General features: G+C 34.7%; 15 protein-coding genes. 11 read left to right on the top strand and 4 right to left on the bottom strand.

The features are described 5' to 3' along the window. Positions 1–38: 38 nt before the first annotated feature. On the bottom strand, positions 39–2654 hold the full coding sequence (gene clpB / locus K6119_RS05810) for an ATP-dependent chaperone ClpB (protein WP_221836501.1): 2616 nt from the start codon (positions 2652–2654) through the stop codon (positions 39–41). 282 nt (positions 2655–2936) lie between these two features. Here clpB and K6119_RS05805 point away from each other — a divergent pair, with 282 nt between their 5' ends. Genes K6119_RS05805 through bioD form a run of 6 tightly spaced genes read left to right on the top strand, consistent with a single transcriptional unit; the run spans position 2937 to position 8219 of the window. Then, a complete protein-coding gene (locus K6119_RS05805; RefSeq protein ID WP_221836498.1) occupies positions 2937–3515 on the top strand; it encodes an adenylate kinase in 579 nt (192 codons plus the stop codon). A gap of 27 nt (positions 3516–3542) precedes the next feature. Next, positions 3543–4523 carry a GTPase ObgE gene (gene obgE, locus K6119_RS05800; RefSeq protein ID WP_221836495.1) on the top strand — a complete coding sequence of 327 codons (981 nt, stop codon included), beginning with the start codon at positions 3543–3545 and terminating at the stop codon, positions 4521–4523. Positions 4524–4551: 28 nt separating this feature from the next. Next, the gene (locus K6119_RS05795; RefSeq protein ID WP_221836492.1) at positions 4552–5403 is read left to right on the top strand and encodes a toxin-antitoxin system YwqK family antitoxin; all 852 of its coding nucleotides are present in this window, start codon (positions 4552–4554) and stop codon (positions 5401–5403) included. 10 nt (positions 5404–5413) lie between these two features. Continuing rightward, positions 5414–6511, top strand: a complete 1098-nt coding sequence (gene bioB, locus K6119_RS05790; protein ID WP_221836488.1) for a biotin synthase BioB — start codon at positions 5414–5416, stop codon at positions 6509–6511. A gap of 3 nt (positions 6512–6514) precedes the next feature. Next, on the top strand, positions 6515–7606 hold the full coding sequence (locus K6119_RS05785; protein WP_221836486.1) for an aminotransferase class I/II-fold pyridoxal phosphate-dependent enzyme: 1092 nt from the start codon (positions 6515–6517) through the stop codon (positions 7604–7606). After that, on the top strand, positions 7596–8219 hold the full coding sequence (gene bioD / locus K6119_RS05780) for a dethiobiotin synthase (RefSeq protein WP_221836484.1): 624 nt from the start codon (positions 7596–7598) through the stop codon (positions 8217–8219). Before K6119_RS05785 ends, bioD begins: the two co-directional genes overlap by 11 nt. Here bioD and K6119_RS05775 read toward each other — a convergent pair. Beyond that, positions 8216–8623 (bottom strand): 3-oxoacyl-ACP synthase, encoded by a 408-nt coding sequence (locus K6119_RS05775; protein WP_237828109.1) that lies wholly within the window; start codon positions 8621–8623, stop codon positions 8216–8218. The genes bioD and K6119_RS05775 overlap by 4 nt on opposite strands. A gap of 227 nt (positions 8624–8850) precedes the next feature. Here K6119_RS05775 and folE point away from each other — a divergent pair, with 227 nt between their 5' ends. The 4 genes from folE to K6119_RS05755 are packed head-to-tail and all read left to right on the top strand — an operon-like array spanning position 8851 to position 11881. Continuing rightward, positions 8851–9534 (top strand): GTP cyclohydrolase I FolE, encoded by a 684-nt coding sequence (gene folE, locus K6119_RS05770; RefSeq protein ID WP_221836478.1) that lies wholly within the window; start codon positions 8851–8853, stop codon positions 9532–9534. 32 nt (positions 9535–9566) lie between these two features. Next, on the top strand, positions 9567–10589 hold the full coding sequence (locus K6119_RS05765; RefSeq protein WP_221836460.1) for a hypothetical protein: 1023 nt from the start codon (positions 9567–9569) through the stop codon (positions 10587–10589). 42 nt (positions 10590–10631) lie between these two features. Next, positions 10632–11339: a M949_RS01915 family surface polysaccharide biosynthesis protein gene (locus tag K6119_RS05760; protein ID WP_221836455.1), complete on the top strand. Its 708-nt coding sequence runs from the start codon at positions 10632–10634 to the stop codon at positions 11337–11339. Beyond that, on the top strand, positions 11339–11881 hold the full coding sequence (locus tag K6119_RS05755) for a hypothetical protein (RefSeq protein ID WP_221836446.1): 543 nt from the start codon (positions 11339–11341) through the stop codon (positions 11879–11881). The genes K6119_RS05760 and K6119_RS05755 overlap by 1 nt, the downstream gene beginning before the upstream one ends. On the opposite strand, the gene K6119_RS05750 is transcribed toward K6119_RS05755, so the two are convergent. Beyond that, on the bottom strand, positions 11878–12108 hold the full coding sequence (locus tag K6119_RS05750; protein WP_221836443.1) for a hypothetical protein: 231 nt from the start codon (positions 12106–12108) through the stop codon (positions 11878–11880). The two genes, K6119_RS05755 and K6119_RS05750, sit on opposite strands and share 4 nt — an antisense overlap. A gap of 146 nt (positions 12109–12254) precedes the next feature. Between K6119_RS05750 and K6119_RS05745 the strand changes: the two genes are divergently transcribed. Continuing rightward, entirely contained in the window at positions 12255–13787 is a 1533-nt protein-coding gene (locus tag K6119_RS05745; protein ID WP_221836440.1) for a hypothetical protein, read from the top strand. Position 13788: 1 nt separating this feature from the next. On the opposite strand, the gene K6119_RS05740 is transcribed toward K6119_RS05745, so the two are convergent. Next, positions 13789–14331 carry a hypothetical protein gene (locus tag K6119_RS05740; RefSeq protein WP_221836436.1) on the bottom strand — a complete coding sequence of 181 codons (543 nt, stop codon included), beginning with the start codon at positions 14329–14331 and terminating at the stop codon, positions 13789–13791. Between the last annotated feature and the right edge of the window lie 9 nt (positions 14332–14340).

Genomic DNA, 14340 nt, shown 5'->3' with positions numbered 1-14340 from the left:
AAAAAAAAAGCCCGTTCAATTTGAACGGGCTTTTTTATTTAGTTTAAACTGGCTACTTTTTTATTATTTAAAAAGACCAACTTTCCTTCAATCATGTCTATAGTGATGTCGCTATCTGCTCCAATTTTACCAGCTAATAATTCCTTGGACAATTGATTCAATAAGTCTCTTTGGATGACACGTTTAACCGGTCTGGCCCCAAATTGTGGGTCGTAACCCTCTAATGCCAACCACTCCAAAGCTTCATCTGTCGCAGAGATATTGATATCCTGTTCAGCTAATCGTTTTTGTAATCTTACAAATTGGATTTTAACAATCTGTAATACATCCTCTCTTGTTAAAGGCTGGAACATAATTGTCTCATCAATTCTATTCAAAAACTCCGGACGAATACTTCTCTTCAACAATTCAAATACACTTTGTTTAGCATCTTCAATAATAGCTTCTTTGTTTTTATCTGTCATGTTTTCAAACTTCTCTCTGATAATATCAGATCCCATGTTTGAGGTCATGATGATAATTGTATTCTTGAAGTTTACTATTCTACCTTTATTGTCCGTTAACCTTCCATCATCCAATACTTGCAATAAGATGTTAAATACATCAGGATGTGCTTTTTCAATTTCATCCATTAATACAATTGAGTATGGTCTTCTTCTTACAGCCTCTGTTAATTGTCCACCTTCATCATATCCAACGTATCCCGGAGGTGCTCCAACTAGTCTACTCACAGAGTGTTTTTCCTGGTATTCACTCATATCAATTCTAGTCATAGCATTTTCGTCATTGAATAGATATTCTGCCAGCGCTTTAGCTAATTCAGTTTTACCAACACCTGTTGTTCCCAAAAAGATGAATGATCCAATTGGTTTTTTCTCATCTTGTAATCCCGCTCTGCTTCTTCTTACTGCATCAGATACTGCTGTAATAGCATCTTTCTGTCCAACAACTCTTTTACCAAGCTCATCTTCCAATCTCAATAATTTGGCTCTCTCAGATTCAACCATTTTAGAAACCGGAATTCCGGTCCATTTAGAAACAACTTCTGCTACTTCTTCTGCATCAACTTCTTCTTTGATTGTTTTAGAATTTTTTTGAATTTCTATCAACTCTTTTTTGAAGTTGGCAATTTGCTCTTCTGTTGTTTTTAATTTGTGATATCTGATCTCAGCTACTTTCTCATAATCACCTTCTCTTTCGGCTTTTTCCGCTTCCATTTTTAATGCTTCAATGGCTTCATTTGCATTTTGAATTCCTTCAATTACATCTTTTTCTGCTTGCCATTTAGCTTGGTATTCGGCTCTTCTTTCGTTGAGTTCAGCCAATTCTTTTTCAATACTATCAAGTTTCTTTTGATCTTTTTCTCTTTTGATGGCCTCTCTTTCAATTTCAAGTTGCATTATTCTTCTATCAATTTCATCTAACTCTTCAGGTTTAGAATTCATTTCCATACGCAACTTAGAAGCAGCTTCATCAATCAAGTCAATTGCTTTATCAGGTAATTGTCTATCTGTAATATAACGTTGAGATAATTCTACCGCAGCAATTATAGCTTCATCCTTGATTAATACTTTGTGATAGTTCTCATATTTTTCTTTGATACCACGTAAAATTGAAATTGCATCATCTCTGCTTGGTTCATCAATCATTACAGTTTGAAACCTTCTTACCAAAGCTTTGTCTTTCTCAAAATACTTTTGATACTCATTCAATGTAGTTGCACCTACTGCTCTTAATTCTCCTCTAGCCAATGCAGGTTTAAGAATATTTGCAGCATCCATAGCTCCTTCACCTCCGCCACCGGCTCCTACCAGCGTATGAATCTCATCAATAAATAAGATGATTTCTCCATCAGATTTAATAACCTCTTTTACAACAGATTTTAATCTCTCTTCAAATTCACCTTTATATTTTGCACCTGCAACTAATGCTCCCATATCCAATGAAAATACTTTTCTGGATTTTAAATTATCAGGAACATCTCCACTTACAATTCTATGCGCAATACCTTCTGCTATCGCCGTTTTACCAACCCCAGGTTCTCCAATCAAAATAGGGTTGTTTTTAGTTCTTCTTGTTAATATTTGAAGAACACGTCTTATTTCTTCGTCTCTCCCAATTACAGGATCTAACTTACCTGTTTCCGCCATTTCATTTAAATCCTTGGCGTACTTAGCTAAAGCTTGATAAGTGTCCTCTTGACCTTGCGAGTTAACGTTATCTCCATTTCTTAATTTCATAATCGCTTCTTTGAGTTTTTTGTCATTTAATCCGGCGTCTTTTAACATCTTGCCTATTGAGTCATTTAATCTTAATAAAGACATGAATAAAACCTCAGTTGATACATATTCATCTCCTAATTCTTTGGCAAGTTTAAAGGCCTCGGTGAACATTATGTTAGCATTGTTACCCATGTATAGTTGTCCACCGGAAACTTTAGGGTAACTTTCAACAATGCTGTCTGTAGTTCGCATTATGGCATTCTCATCCAAACCAAACTCTTTAAATAAGAAAGGTAACACTGAGGTATCCGTCTCAAACATTCCTTTAAGGATATGTCCAGGTTCAATTGCCTGATGTCCCAAACTCTGAGCAATGGTTTGAGCTTGCGCCAAAATTTGCTGTGACTTTGTAGTTAATTTATCTATGTTCATTTTAATTAATTCGTTTTCTTTTTAGGGATCAAATAAGGGTCCAATCCATTAATAACCAAATAATACTGAAAAATTGTCTGAATCTGAAGAGTTTAAATGACATTATTGCTGAAAAACTTACATTATTCTGCCGATTTAGCAGTGGTGGATAATTTTTTATAAAATCCTCCTGAATTGCGAATTATTAGCAATAAATTTGCCTTTTCGTTGAATTCGCAATTTGGAAAAACCAATTTGTACGACGATTGAATTTCGCAGAAGAATGCGGAGAAAGGTATAGAAATGATAAACATTGTAATATTTGGACCTCCGGGTGCCGGAAAAGGAACACAAGCCATTAAATTGGTAGATAAGTACAATTTGTTTCACATCTCAACCGGAGATGTATTTAGAAAAAATATGAAAGAACAAACTGAGCTGGGAGTATTGGCTCAGAGTTACATCAATAAAGGAGAATTGGTCCCTGATGAAGTAACGATTAAAATGTTGATTTCAGAAATTGAAAGTAATACAAATGTTGAGGGATACATTTTTGATGGATTCCCAAGAACAACTCCACAAGCAGAAGCGCTTGATAAGATATTAGCCGAAAGAGGAACTTCAATTAATATGTGCCTTGCACTGGATGTTGAAGAAGAAGAACTTAAGGAAAGATTAAGAAAAAGAGCATTGGATAGTGGTAGAGCTGATGATGCTAATCCTGAAGTAATCCAAAATAGAATTAAAGTTTATTTGGAAGAAACTTCTCCTTTAAAAGCATACTATGCAAATCAGGATAAGTTTGTTAAAATCAATGGACACGGTTCAATTGATGATATTACAGCTCGTCTTTTTGAATCAATTGATTCAATTTTAGCATAAGCCTAAACTTTATTAAAAAAAGTTGCCATGAGTAATTTTATAGATTATGTGAAGATACATTGTCGCTCTGGCAAAGGAGGCGCGGGATCAACATACATGCGCCGTGAAAAGTTTATTCCTAAGGGTGGACCTGCGGGAGGAGATGGTGGCCGTGGTGGCCACGTAATCCTTAAAGGAAATGAACAGTTATGGACCTTGTTGCCATTGAAGTATCGAAAGCATATTAAAGCAGATCATGGTGAACCGGGTGGAAGAAATCAAAGACATGGAGCAGATGGAAAAGATGAGATTTTGGAAGTTCCATTGGGTACAGTTGTAAAAGATGCAGAAACCTTTGAGGTGATAGGTGAAATTTCTGAACATGGTCAGGAATTGATTGTAATGGAAGGTGGAAAAGGTGGAAAAGGAAACGTACATTTTAAATCGGCTACCAGACAAACGCCTAGATATGCTCAACCGGGTATTCCATATAAAGAAGGCTGGGTTATTTTAGAGTTAAAGGTATTGGCTGATGTTGGGTTGGTTGGATTTCCTAATGCAGGTAAATCTACTTTACTTTCTGTATTGTCGGCCGCTACACCTGAAATTGCGGATTATCCATTTACTACCTTAGTGCCCAATTTGGGAATAGTAGCTTATAGAGATTATAGATCTTTTGTGATGGCAGATATTCCTGGGATTATTGAAGGTGCACATGAAGGAAAAGGGCTTGGACTAAGATTTTTGCGTCACATTGAGCGAAATTCAGTACTGTTATTTATGGTGCCGGCAGATGCTGACGATATTCGACAAGAATATAATATTTTGGTAAACGAGTTACAGCAATTTAATCCCGAATTGGTTGATAAGCCTAGGTTATTGGCAATTTCAAAATCAGATATGTTGGATGATGAATTGAAAAAAGAAATTCGTGCCGATTTACCTGAAATTCCTTATGTTTTCATTTCATCAGTTGCACAAACAGGCCTAACTGAGTTAAAAGATATGATTTGGAAAGAATTGAATTAAGTAGAATGCTTATTTTTATTCTGATCTTTTGAAACATTCATTGTACATATTGCTAGCAATAGTTTTAATTGCCTGTAAAGAGCATAACAGACAACCTGTGTTCGGAGGTGGTTATGGAATTGGTGAAATGAAGGGTGATCAACGAATCGGTAAGTGGGAGTTTTTCAGGGAGAATGAAACCAAAGAATCTGAAGGATACTTTACAAATGATTTGGCATCTGGTGAATGGACCTTCTACTACAATAACGATTCTATTGAAGAGATTTCTGAATGGGAAAATGGATTGATAAATGGAAAGATTCAAAAATTCTACCCTACAGGAGGCCTGGAGTATGTTGGTGAGTATTTGGAAGATAGAAAATATGGATTTTGGACTTTTTATTCAAGATCCGGAATAAAAACTGCTGAAGGAACTTACGAAAACAACTTTAAAGACGGAGAGTGGACGTATTATTACGAAGACTCAGGAAATAAAAAAGCCCTTAACAATTTTCGAGATTCACTTCCGCACGGAGCCATATTTGAATGGTATGAAAATGGACAAGTAAAAACCGAGGGAAGCTACAAATATGGCGCACAAGAGGGAGTTTGGAAGCACTATTATAGCAACGGAAATCTGGCAGAAGTTTCTAAATGGAAAAGAGGAATTGCTGATAGTCTGTCAACAACTTTTTGGGAAAATGGTTATAAAAAACAAGAAGGGACTTATCTTAGCGGTTTGAGAAATGGTAAATTTTCTACCTGGTATCAAAATGGTGTTCTGCGATCAGTAGAATATTTTGTGAAAGATTTGAAAGATGGAGTGTTTACCTATTATACTCAAACCGGAGAAGTAGACGCAGAGTTTGAATATGACATGGATAAACCGGTAACCAGATAAAGAAATTAAGATGAAGATAAACCAAGCATACGCAACAAAAGAAAAAGCACTTGAATTGTACAATTCTCCTTTGATGGATTTGATTTATCAAGCAGCTACTGTACATAGAGAATTCCACAATCCAAATGAAGTTCAAATGAGCTCATTGATTTCAATCAAAACAGGTGGATGTCCTGAAGATTGTGGATATTGTCCTCAATCTGCCAAGTATAATACTGAATTGGATGTTCATGCCATGATGGGGGTTGATGAAGTGGTTGGATTAGCTAAAAATGCTAAAGCAAATGGATCTTCAAGAGTTTGTATGGGAGCAGCCTGGAGAGAAGTTAGAGATAACCGTGATTTTGACAAAGTTGTTGAAATGGTACAGGAGATCAATGGCATGGGAATGGAAGTTTGCGCCACTTTAGGTATGTTAAATGAACAACAAGCAGAGCGTTTAAAAAATGCCGGTTTGTACGCATACAATCACAATCTTGATTCTTCAGAAGAATTTTATAAAGACATTATCTCAACAAGAGAATACCAAAATAGAATCGATACAATTGCCAATGCTCAAAAAGCGGGTATTTCAGTTTGTTCAGGTGGAATTATTGGGATGGGAGAGACAGCAGAAGATAGAGTAGGGATGCTCATGACGTATGTGCACATGGAACAGCCACCAGAATCTATTCCAATTAATGCATTGGTTGCAGTTGAAGGTACACCATTAGAAGATCAAAAACCGGTTGAAATCTGGGAAATGATCAGAATGATTGCTACTTCAAGAATTTTATTCCCTAAGTCTATTATTAGACTTTCTGCGGGTAGAACTCAAATGTCAAATGAATCTCAAGCATTGTGTTTTCTGGCAGGTGCTTCATCAATATTTGCAGGTGATAAGTTGTTAACTACGCCTAATCCTGAATTTAATGAGGACAAAAACTTGTTTGATATCTTAGGTATCACTCCTAAAAAACCTTTTCAGGATGGTGAGCAACCGGAAACAAAAGTGGATGAAAAAGTAGAGGCAGCAAAGAAAGTGAGAAAGGAAAAAGAAGAAAGACTAAAAGAGAAAGCTGCAACTAAAAATCCTGATTTCCAGCCAAGAAAGGTTACTGTAGAATAAATTATGAGAAATCTTCCTGATTCTATTCTACAAAAACTAGCTGAAAGGAAGAAAAATCAAGCTTTCAGAACCTTGATGGAGGGTGAAGGAATGATAGATTTCTTCTCTAATGACTATTTAGGTTTAGCCAGATGGGGTACTCAATCTAATTTGGCAAAAGGATCAACTGGTTCAAGATTAATATCCGGTAATTCACTTTACGCAACTGAGATAGAGAAGGACCTTGCTGTTTTTTTCGGAATGTCCTCCGCTTTATTTTTCAATTCAGGTTATGACGCCAACTTGGGTATTTTTTCTTCGATACCACAAAAAGGAGATACTGTTGTTTATGATGAACTGGTACATGCTTCTATCCGTGATGGAATTCGTATGTCAAATGCCAATGGATTTTCATTCAAGCACAATGATTTGGACGATTTATCATTGAAATTGCAAAGGGCAAAAGGAGCTAAATATGTAGCCGTAGAATCTATATATTCAATGGACGGAGATCAGGCACCTTTAATTGAAATAGTTAAAATATGCAATGAGTATAATGCTTTTTTAATTGTTGATGAAGCTCATTCTGGAGGAATTATTGGTGAAAAAGGAGAGGGATTGATATCCATGTTAAATCTCAATGATGAGGTTTTTATAAAGTTAATCACCTTTGGAAAAGCTTATGGAAGCCACGGTGCTTTGGTACTTAGCTCTTCTGATGTTAGAGATTATCTCATCAATTTTGCAAGATCTTTAATTTACACTACAGCTTTGCCACCTGAAACTATTGAAAGAATTTATCAGGTTGTGCATCAGGCTTCAGTAATGAGTGATACAAGGGAAGAACTTAATGAATTGATAAACTATTTTAAGGAAGCAGCAAAAGATATTTCATTTGAATTATTGAAGAGTGAATCTCCTATCCAGAGTATTATAATCCCGGGAAATGAATCTTGTAAAATAATGGCGAATAAGATTGTTAATCAAGATGTTGCAGTTAAAGCAATTTTGTCTCCAACTGTATCTGCGGGAACCGAACGATTGAGAATTTGCTTACATTCGTATAACACCAAAGGAGAAATTGATCAGTTGATTAGCATTTTAAATGGGGAATAAAATATTTGTCACCGGTATTGGAACTGAAATAGGTAAAACATTTTGCTCTGCAATAGTATGTGAGGCTTTGCATGCAGATTATTGGAAGCCTTTACAGGCTGGAGAGTTAGATGATTTAGATTCATTGTGGGTGCGCGATTTTATTTCCAATGCAGAATCAAAATTTCATACTGAGCGATTTTTATTGTCAGAACCTATGTCTCCACATGCTGCGGCTAAGCTAGACGATATTGAAATTGAATTATCTGATTTTAAAGTTCCTGAAACTTCAAATGACCTAATTATCGAAGGAGCTGGAGGTTTAATGGTTCCATTAAATGATAAAGGAGATATGATTATTGATCTTATCCCTTTAGTTGCAGATGAAGTGATTTTGGTGAGCATGAATTACTTGGGGAGCATTAATCATACATTAATGAGTGTTGACATTTTACGTCAAAGAAAAATCCCTATTAAAGGCATCATCTTTAATGGAGACTCAAATCAAGATACTGAAGATGTTATCTTACAGTATACCGGACTACAATGCTTAGCTAAAATTCCAATGGCCGATTCTGATATCAAAGAATTTGTAAAGGAGCAGGCGGCTATTCTTCGCCCTAATTTGATTTAATAAACGGCAGAAATCTCAATTTTCTTTCCGTTAAATTGAGCAATGTCCCCCGCTTTTTTACCCAACAGCAATTGTCCTATTGGACTTGCGCCAGAAACAGCAAAATAATCAGATCCACCAGCATTCAATTTTCCTGCACTAATAGAGATATAGTAATTTGCAGCAGATGTTTCTACAACACTTCCCAATCCAACAATAGCTGAAGTGTTTTGATCAGAGAATTTACCAAGCGTTTCTTTCAGTTTTAAAGTTTCAGATAGTTGTTTAGATTTCTGTTCTACTTCCAACTGCATCATAGCTCTTGAAGTATCATGTTTATCACCTGCTGTACTTTTTGTCTCATTGTTGGCAGAAGCTTGGGCATCATCAATTGCCGCTTTTATAGTAGCTATCCTGTCATCCACAAATTCATGACAAAGTTGATATAGGTCAGATTTAATATTCACCGTGGTTAAAATTAATAATTGAAAATGTAATTATTAGTGTTAAGGTACGACTGATGAAGAAAGAAAAATGAACATTTTGCGTTTAGAATGGTTTTAAATAGCAGAATTAGTACCTTTGCAGTCCACTTTGATTCCAAACAGTAGCTGTAAACCTGTTGGAAGACAGTGATGAAAGACGATATATAATGAGTAAAACAGTAAAAGACCTTAGCGAGATGGATCCCGAGCAGTTAGGAGATCACCATTTATTTTCTTCAATTGAAACACCAATGCGCAAAGATGCATTTGAAATGAGTGATGAAGATAAAATGCATCTTATTGAAGAAAAATTTGCGGAAATCATGCACACTTTAGGGTTGGACCTAACAGACGATAGTTTGAAAGGAACACCAAAAAGAGTTGCTAAGATGTATGTGAAAGAAGTTTTTGGTGGATTAAATCCTGAAAGAGCTCCTAAGAATTCTAATTTCGAGAATAAGTACAATTATACAGAGATGTTGGTAGAAAAAGACATCACTGTTTACTCTACTTGCGAACATCATTTTTTACCGATTGTTGGTAAAGCTCACGTAGCCTACTTTTCAAATGGAAATGTAATTGGTTTATCAAAGATGAATCGAATTGTAGATTATTACGCAAAACGTCCACAAGTTCAAGAAAGAATGACAATTCAAGTAGTAAGACACTTGCAAAAATTCTTAGGAACTGAAGATGTAGCTTGTGTAATAGATGCAAAACACCTTTGTGTAAACTCAAGAGGAATTAGAGATATCCAAAGCAGTACTGTAACAGGAGAGTTTGGAGGTAAATTTAAAGATGCTGCTGTAAAGCAAGAGTTTTTAAATTATTTATCACTAAAACCGGAGTAGTAGTAATTCAAATGGATTCTTATCTTTAGATCATGGCGGTCAAAAGATTTGAAGTCAATACACTCAACATTTTTTTAATCATCCTTTCTCTAGGGTTAGCTTATGCTTTTCCTTTTGAGTTGTTTATTTTGGCCTATGCCATCTTAGGACCTTTACACTATGTAACAGAGATCAACTGGTTAGACAAGAAAGGCTATTTTATTCAGGACAGAAAACAAGTTTGGATTCTGGTATTATTGACTGCTATGATTGCCGTTCCATTTATGCTGGCTTCTGTAGAGTCTACCAATTCATTCTTTAAGGATAATATAGTTTTTCAGTATATAAGATACTATACACCTAATTTTATTTTTACTGGTTTAACCACAGCAATCGTGATGACATTTACTAGGAATTGGATGGTGGTGCTCGGAACTTTTATAGGTACATTTTTACTTGGGATGTTGTTACAACAATATCTGTTTTATGTGTACCTGGTGAGTGGATTGTTGCCAACTATATTACATGTGTTTGTCTTTACATTCTTCTTTATGCTTTATGGTGCAATAAAAGACAATAGCAGAACAGCTTATTTATCTGTCATTCTGCTTTTAATAGTACCGGTCCTTATTAGTCTTGTTCCTTATGATGCGCATGGTTTTGAGGTAAACAAAACTGCCTACAAGGCATTTGAAGAGTCTGGCTTACAAAATATCAATTTTGCTTTGGGATATACTTTAGGTTTGTTTGAAAACGGTCAACCATTCAAGTTGATTTCTGATGTAGGAGTTAAGCTGCAGATTTTTGTTGCATTTGCATACACTTATCATTATTTAAATTGGTTTTCAAAAACGACAGTTATTGGTTGGCATAAGGTTATTACTAAAAAGAAACTTATTCTTTTGTTGGGGATTTGGGTGATTTCCATTGTTGTTTACATGATCAATTACATAGCAGGATTTATTTTATTATTATTCTTAAGTTATCTGCATGTATTAATGGAATTCCCATTGAATTGGGTTTCTATAAAAGAAGTAGGTAAAAAGATCTTCGGTTTAAAAGCTGGCACAGCTTAAGTATTTGTTATAAATTTGGTCACCTTAAAAAAACAGTGCCAAATGAAAAAAACAACCCTAACCCTGTTAGTTTCTACTTTATTATTGGCTTGCGGTGCAGAGGAAGGCACTGAAAGTGACAATAATTCAACTGCTGACAATTCTCAAAATGAAGAAATAACAGATGAGGAAAACTCTGAAGAAGAACTTTTAGATATTGAGATTTTGTTGGAGAAGGTAGAAAATGTTCCAGTTGAATGTGAGTATAAAGGACAAATGAATGATGCCTATACCTGGACAGACAAGAAAGGTATCAACTATTTTATCCGAACCATTGGTACGGTAAAGGAAGAAAATGATGCAGACTTTGTTTATACTTCTCAAAATCTCTACGCTTATCACTATGTTCAAAAAAATGGCAATACTACACTTGTAAGAGAAGTGACCGATTTTGTAGAAGACTGTGAGTTTGATTTAATAATGGGTCATGAATTAGGGGCCATTTCGTTAACAGATATTGATGAGGATCAAATTGGTGAAATTTCATTTATTTACAGACTAACTTGTACTTCTGATGTCAGTCCATCAACTCAAAAATTAATCATGCTTGAAGATGGAGAAAAGTATCCTTTAAGAGGAACTACCAGAGTAATGGATTTTGGTGGAGAATTTGAAGCAGGAGAAGAGTTTAATAAAGCTCCAAATGGTTTTCTGGATCACGCTACCAAAATGTGGAATGATAATCTCAAAGAATACGATTTTGACCTATAATGGAATATCGTTTTGAACTTACCCATAAGCTGGAACACTATAGATGGCAAAATGGCTTGCTGTTCGAGTATTTTAATAAAAGATTAATTAGGTCAGGATTAATTGTCTTTGGTGGTTCTTTATTGTTGATCCTTCTTTCACTTTCAAAAGGTAATTTTACCTATAGATCAATGGAAATGACATTTGTCTTTTTTGGGATTTTTTATGGGTTAATACTTTTTTATATTTACTTCAAGGCACTTAAAGTTTATAAAAATAGATTAGCTGAACTTGAGCCGGGGTATTCAGTTGAACCGCAATATGAAGTTTGGTTAAACGATAAAAAATTTGGTTCAAAGGATTACTATGCAACTGTCGAATACAGTTGGTCGAAACACGTGTCTATCAGCAGGTATAAAGGTCTTTTAATTATTCAGGTTTACCCCAGGTCTCAGCACTTAATTGTAATTACTGAAAAAGAAGTTGGTGCTGACAAACTAAAGGAGATAGAAAAGTTTGCTTACCAAATGAAACAATATGATGGAGGGACAGAAGTGGTTTAAATGTCCATTTCTCCACCAAAACTGTAAAGCCCTGTACCTTTTTCAGAGTCATTAGACTTTTTGCGGATTTTAGGGATTTTCAATTTAAGTGAACTTGAACCTAGTTCATTTTGAAATTCAAACTTGCAATTATACTTTTTCTCGATAGCAGCCAACACTTTCAATGATTCCGTAATGATCTCTTGTTTGATTCCTTCATCCAATGCTATTTTGATTTTGTATTTCATGTCAAATCAACTTTATAATTTATGCCTAAATTAGATACTCAAATGCGAATTTTAAAGTGAATAATGTGTGCTGATACAATATTCAAACACCTCTAATAGCTTGTTAAGTAGTTGAAAATCAATTGTTAATAAAGCAAAAAAATACAATGTCTACAACACAAAAAAACATATTATTTAATTTAATTAAGTCGCTTACAAAGTCAGAAAAAAGGCAATTTAAACTGTATGTGAATAGATTAGGCGGAAATACGAATGCCAAATTTATTACCCTTTTCAATCTAATGGACAAGATGACTGTTTATGATGAGTCTATTATTTTGTCAAAATCATCAATTGCCAAAAACCAGTTATCTAATCTTAAAGCCAATTTGTACAAGCAGATATTGACTAGTTTAAGATTAAATCCACAACATCAAACTTATCCTGTACAAATAAGAGAACAGCTTGATTATGCTACTATTCTTTACAACAAAGGCTTGTATCAGCAGAGTTTAAAGATTTTGGAAAAGGCAAAGTCTATGGCGCTGGAATTAGAGGAAAATTATATGACTTATGAGATTATTGAGTTTGAAAAAATAATTGAATCTCAGTACATCACAAGAAGTTTAAATTCTAGAGCAGATGATCTGGCAGTTGAGGCAAAGGACATCAGTATTCAAAATGTATTAGCAAGTAAACTTTCCAATCTATCACTGCAGTTGTATAGCTTTTGGTTGAGAAATGGTTATGCAAAAAATGAAGATGATTATCTCTTAGCCAGAAATTATTTTTATTACCATTTACCTACTTTTGAGCAAGAAGATTTAGGGTTTAGAGAAAAGCTTTATCTCTATATGTCTCAGCTTTGGCATTCTTTTATTGTTCAAGATTTTACCGGAAGTTATAAGTATGCCACCAAATGGGTTGAATTGTTCAAAGAGCATCCCAAAATGATGGAGACAAATCCTGTTTATTTCTTAAAAGGACTTAACTATTTGTTAGAATCTCTTTATTACCTGCGTTATTATTCAAAGTATGAGGAGTATTATAATTACCTCTGCACTTTTGAAGGAAATGACGATATACTATCCAATGATAATACTAGAGGTTTATTCTTTATTTATTCAAGATATGCACGAATTAATCTCAAATTTTTAAATGGAAATTTTATTGGAGGTATTGAACTGATCCCGGAAATTGAAAAAGAATTTGAAGCATATAGAGGACGAATAGATGAGCATCATTTCATGGTTTTCTATTATAAGTTTGCTTGTATGCATTTTGGGGTGGATAATTACGAAAGATGTATCTATTACATGGAAAAGATAATTGACCACAAAGAGCTTGGATTGAGAGAGGATTTGTTGTGTTATGCGCGTGTATTAAAGTTAATCTCATTGTATGAAATAGGTGCAGATGAGGTGTATTCTTTTACTAGAAGTACTTATCGTTTTCTTATACAGATGAATGACCTGCATGAAGTACAAAGAGAGATTATATCATTTATCAGAGGGGATTTTTATCCAACTGAACTCCACAGCAAATTTAAAATGCTTCATGGCAAGCTAAAAGCACTTGAAGATCACCCTTATGAAAAGAGATCATTTCTTTATTTGGATATAATATCCTGGTTGGAAAGTAAAATTGAAGTACGACCTATTTTAGCCGTTATTCAAGATAAAGCTAGAGACTTAAAGTAAATTAAATATCATCTAACAAATCATCACTGTCGGCGGCGTAGTTGAGATTGTATTCCTCTTTATTGTTACTGACAATAATAATAGTGAAAACGATATCCGCAACTAATCCAATGATAGCGTATATAGCAATCATTCTGGCGAATATTGACCCACCTGCAAATAAAAATGAACAGAAAATCACGTTGTAACCGATAAAGATGAAAAGAACCATCTTACCAATTTTCAAGTTTTGTTCTCCTTTTTTCAAAAGTTTGGCAGCTCCAACAATGTAAAATACACAAAGCAATATTCCCAGTATTCCTCCAATTGTCATTACTGTCATTTGGGTGTCGCTCATAAACCACACTTCTTGCATGTTTTCAAATACTCTATTTCCAGGATTGTTTCTACCCATACGATCAAAGTCATTCATCATGTTTCTTTGCATGCTAAAAATTGAAGGAATAAGTATTTTGTACATTTGGTAAAACACGCCTAAACTACCAAATACGATCATTATTATTCCGATAACGCGTCCCCATTGAGGAGCCTTTGAATTATTCATAAGTTTTGA

The sequence above is a fragment of the Paracrocinitomix mangrovi genome, from assembly GCF_019740355.2.
GTDB lineage: Bacteria > Bacteroidota > Bacteroidia > Flavobacteriales_D > Crocinitomicaceae > Paracrocinitomix > Paracrocinitomix mangrovi.
The sequence above is the reverse complement of the archived record's forward strand: the minus strand, read 5'-3'. Positions and strand labels throughout refer to the sequence as shown.

What these genes read in the sequence shown, in the direction of transcription:
- clpB (WP_221836501.1), bottom strand. Translation starts at nt 2,654, where the DNA reads ATGAACATAGATAAATTAACTACAAAGTCACAGCAAATTTTGGCGCAA.
- K6119_RS05805 (WP_221836498.1), top strand. Translation starts at nt 2,937, where the DNA reads ATGATAAACATTGTAATATTTGGACCTCCGGGTGCCGGAAAAGGAACA.
- obgE (WP_221836495.1), top strand. Translation starts at nt 3,543, where the DNA reads ATGAGTAATTTTATAGATTATGTGAAGATACATTGTCGCTCTGGCAAA.
- bioB (WP_221836488.1), top strand. Translation starts at nt 5,414, where the DNA reads ATGAAGATAAACCAAGCATACGCAACAAAAGAAAAAGCACTTGAATTG.
- K6119_RS05785 (WP_221836486.1), top strand. Translation starts at nt 6,515, where the DNA reads ATGAGAAATCTTCCTGATTCTATTCTACAAAAACTAGCTGAAAGGAAG.
- bioD (WP_221836484.1), top strand. Translation starts at nt 7,596, where the DNA reads ATGGGGAATAAAATATTTGTCACCGGTATTGGAACTGAAATAGGTAAA.
- folE (WP_221836478.1), top strand. Translation starts at nt 8,851, where the DNA reads ATGAGTAAAACAGTAAAAGACCTTAGCGAGATGGATCCCGAGCAGTTA.
- K6119_RS05765 (WP_221836460.1), top strand. Translation starts at nt 9,567, where the DNA reads ATGGCGGTCAAAAGATTTGAAGTCAATACACTCAACATTTTTTTAATC.
- K6119_RS05760 (WP_221836455.1), top strand. Translation starts at nt 10,632, where the DNA reads ATGAAAAAAACAACCCTAACCCTGTTAGTTTCTACTTTATTATTGGCT.
- K6119_RS05755 (WP_221836446.1), top strand. Translation starts at nt 11,339, where the DNA reads ATGGAATATCGTTTTGAACTTACCCATAAGCTGGAACACTATAGATGG.
- K6119_RS05750 (WP_221836443.1), bottom strand. Translation starts at nt 12,108, where the DNA reads ATGAAATACAAAATCAAAATAGCATTGGATGAAGGAATCAAACAAGAG.
- K6119_RS05745 (WP_221836440.1), top strand. Translation starts at nt 12,255, where the DNA reads ATGTCTACAACACAAAAAAACATATTATTTAATTTAATTAAGTCGCTT.
- K6119_RS05740 (WP_221836436.1), bottom strand. Translation starts at nt 14,331, where the DNA reads ATGAATAATTCAAAGGCTCCTCAATGGGGACGCGTTATCGGAATAATA.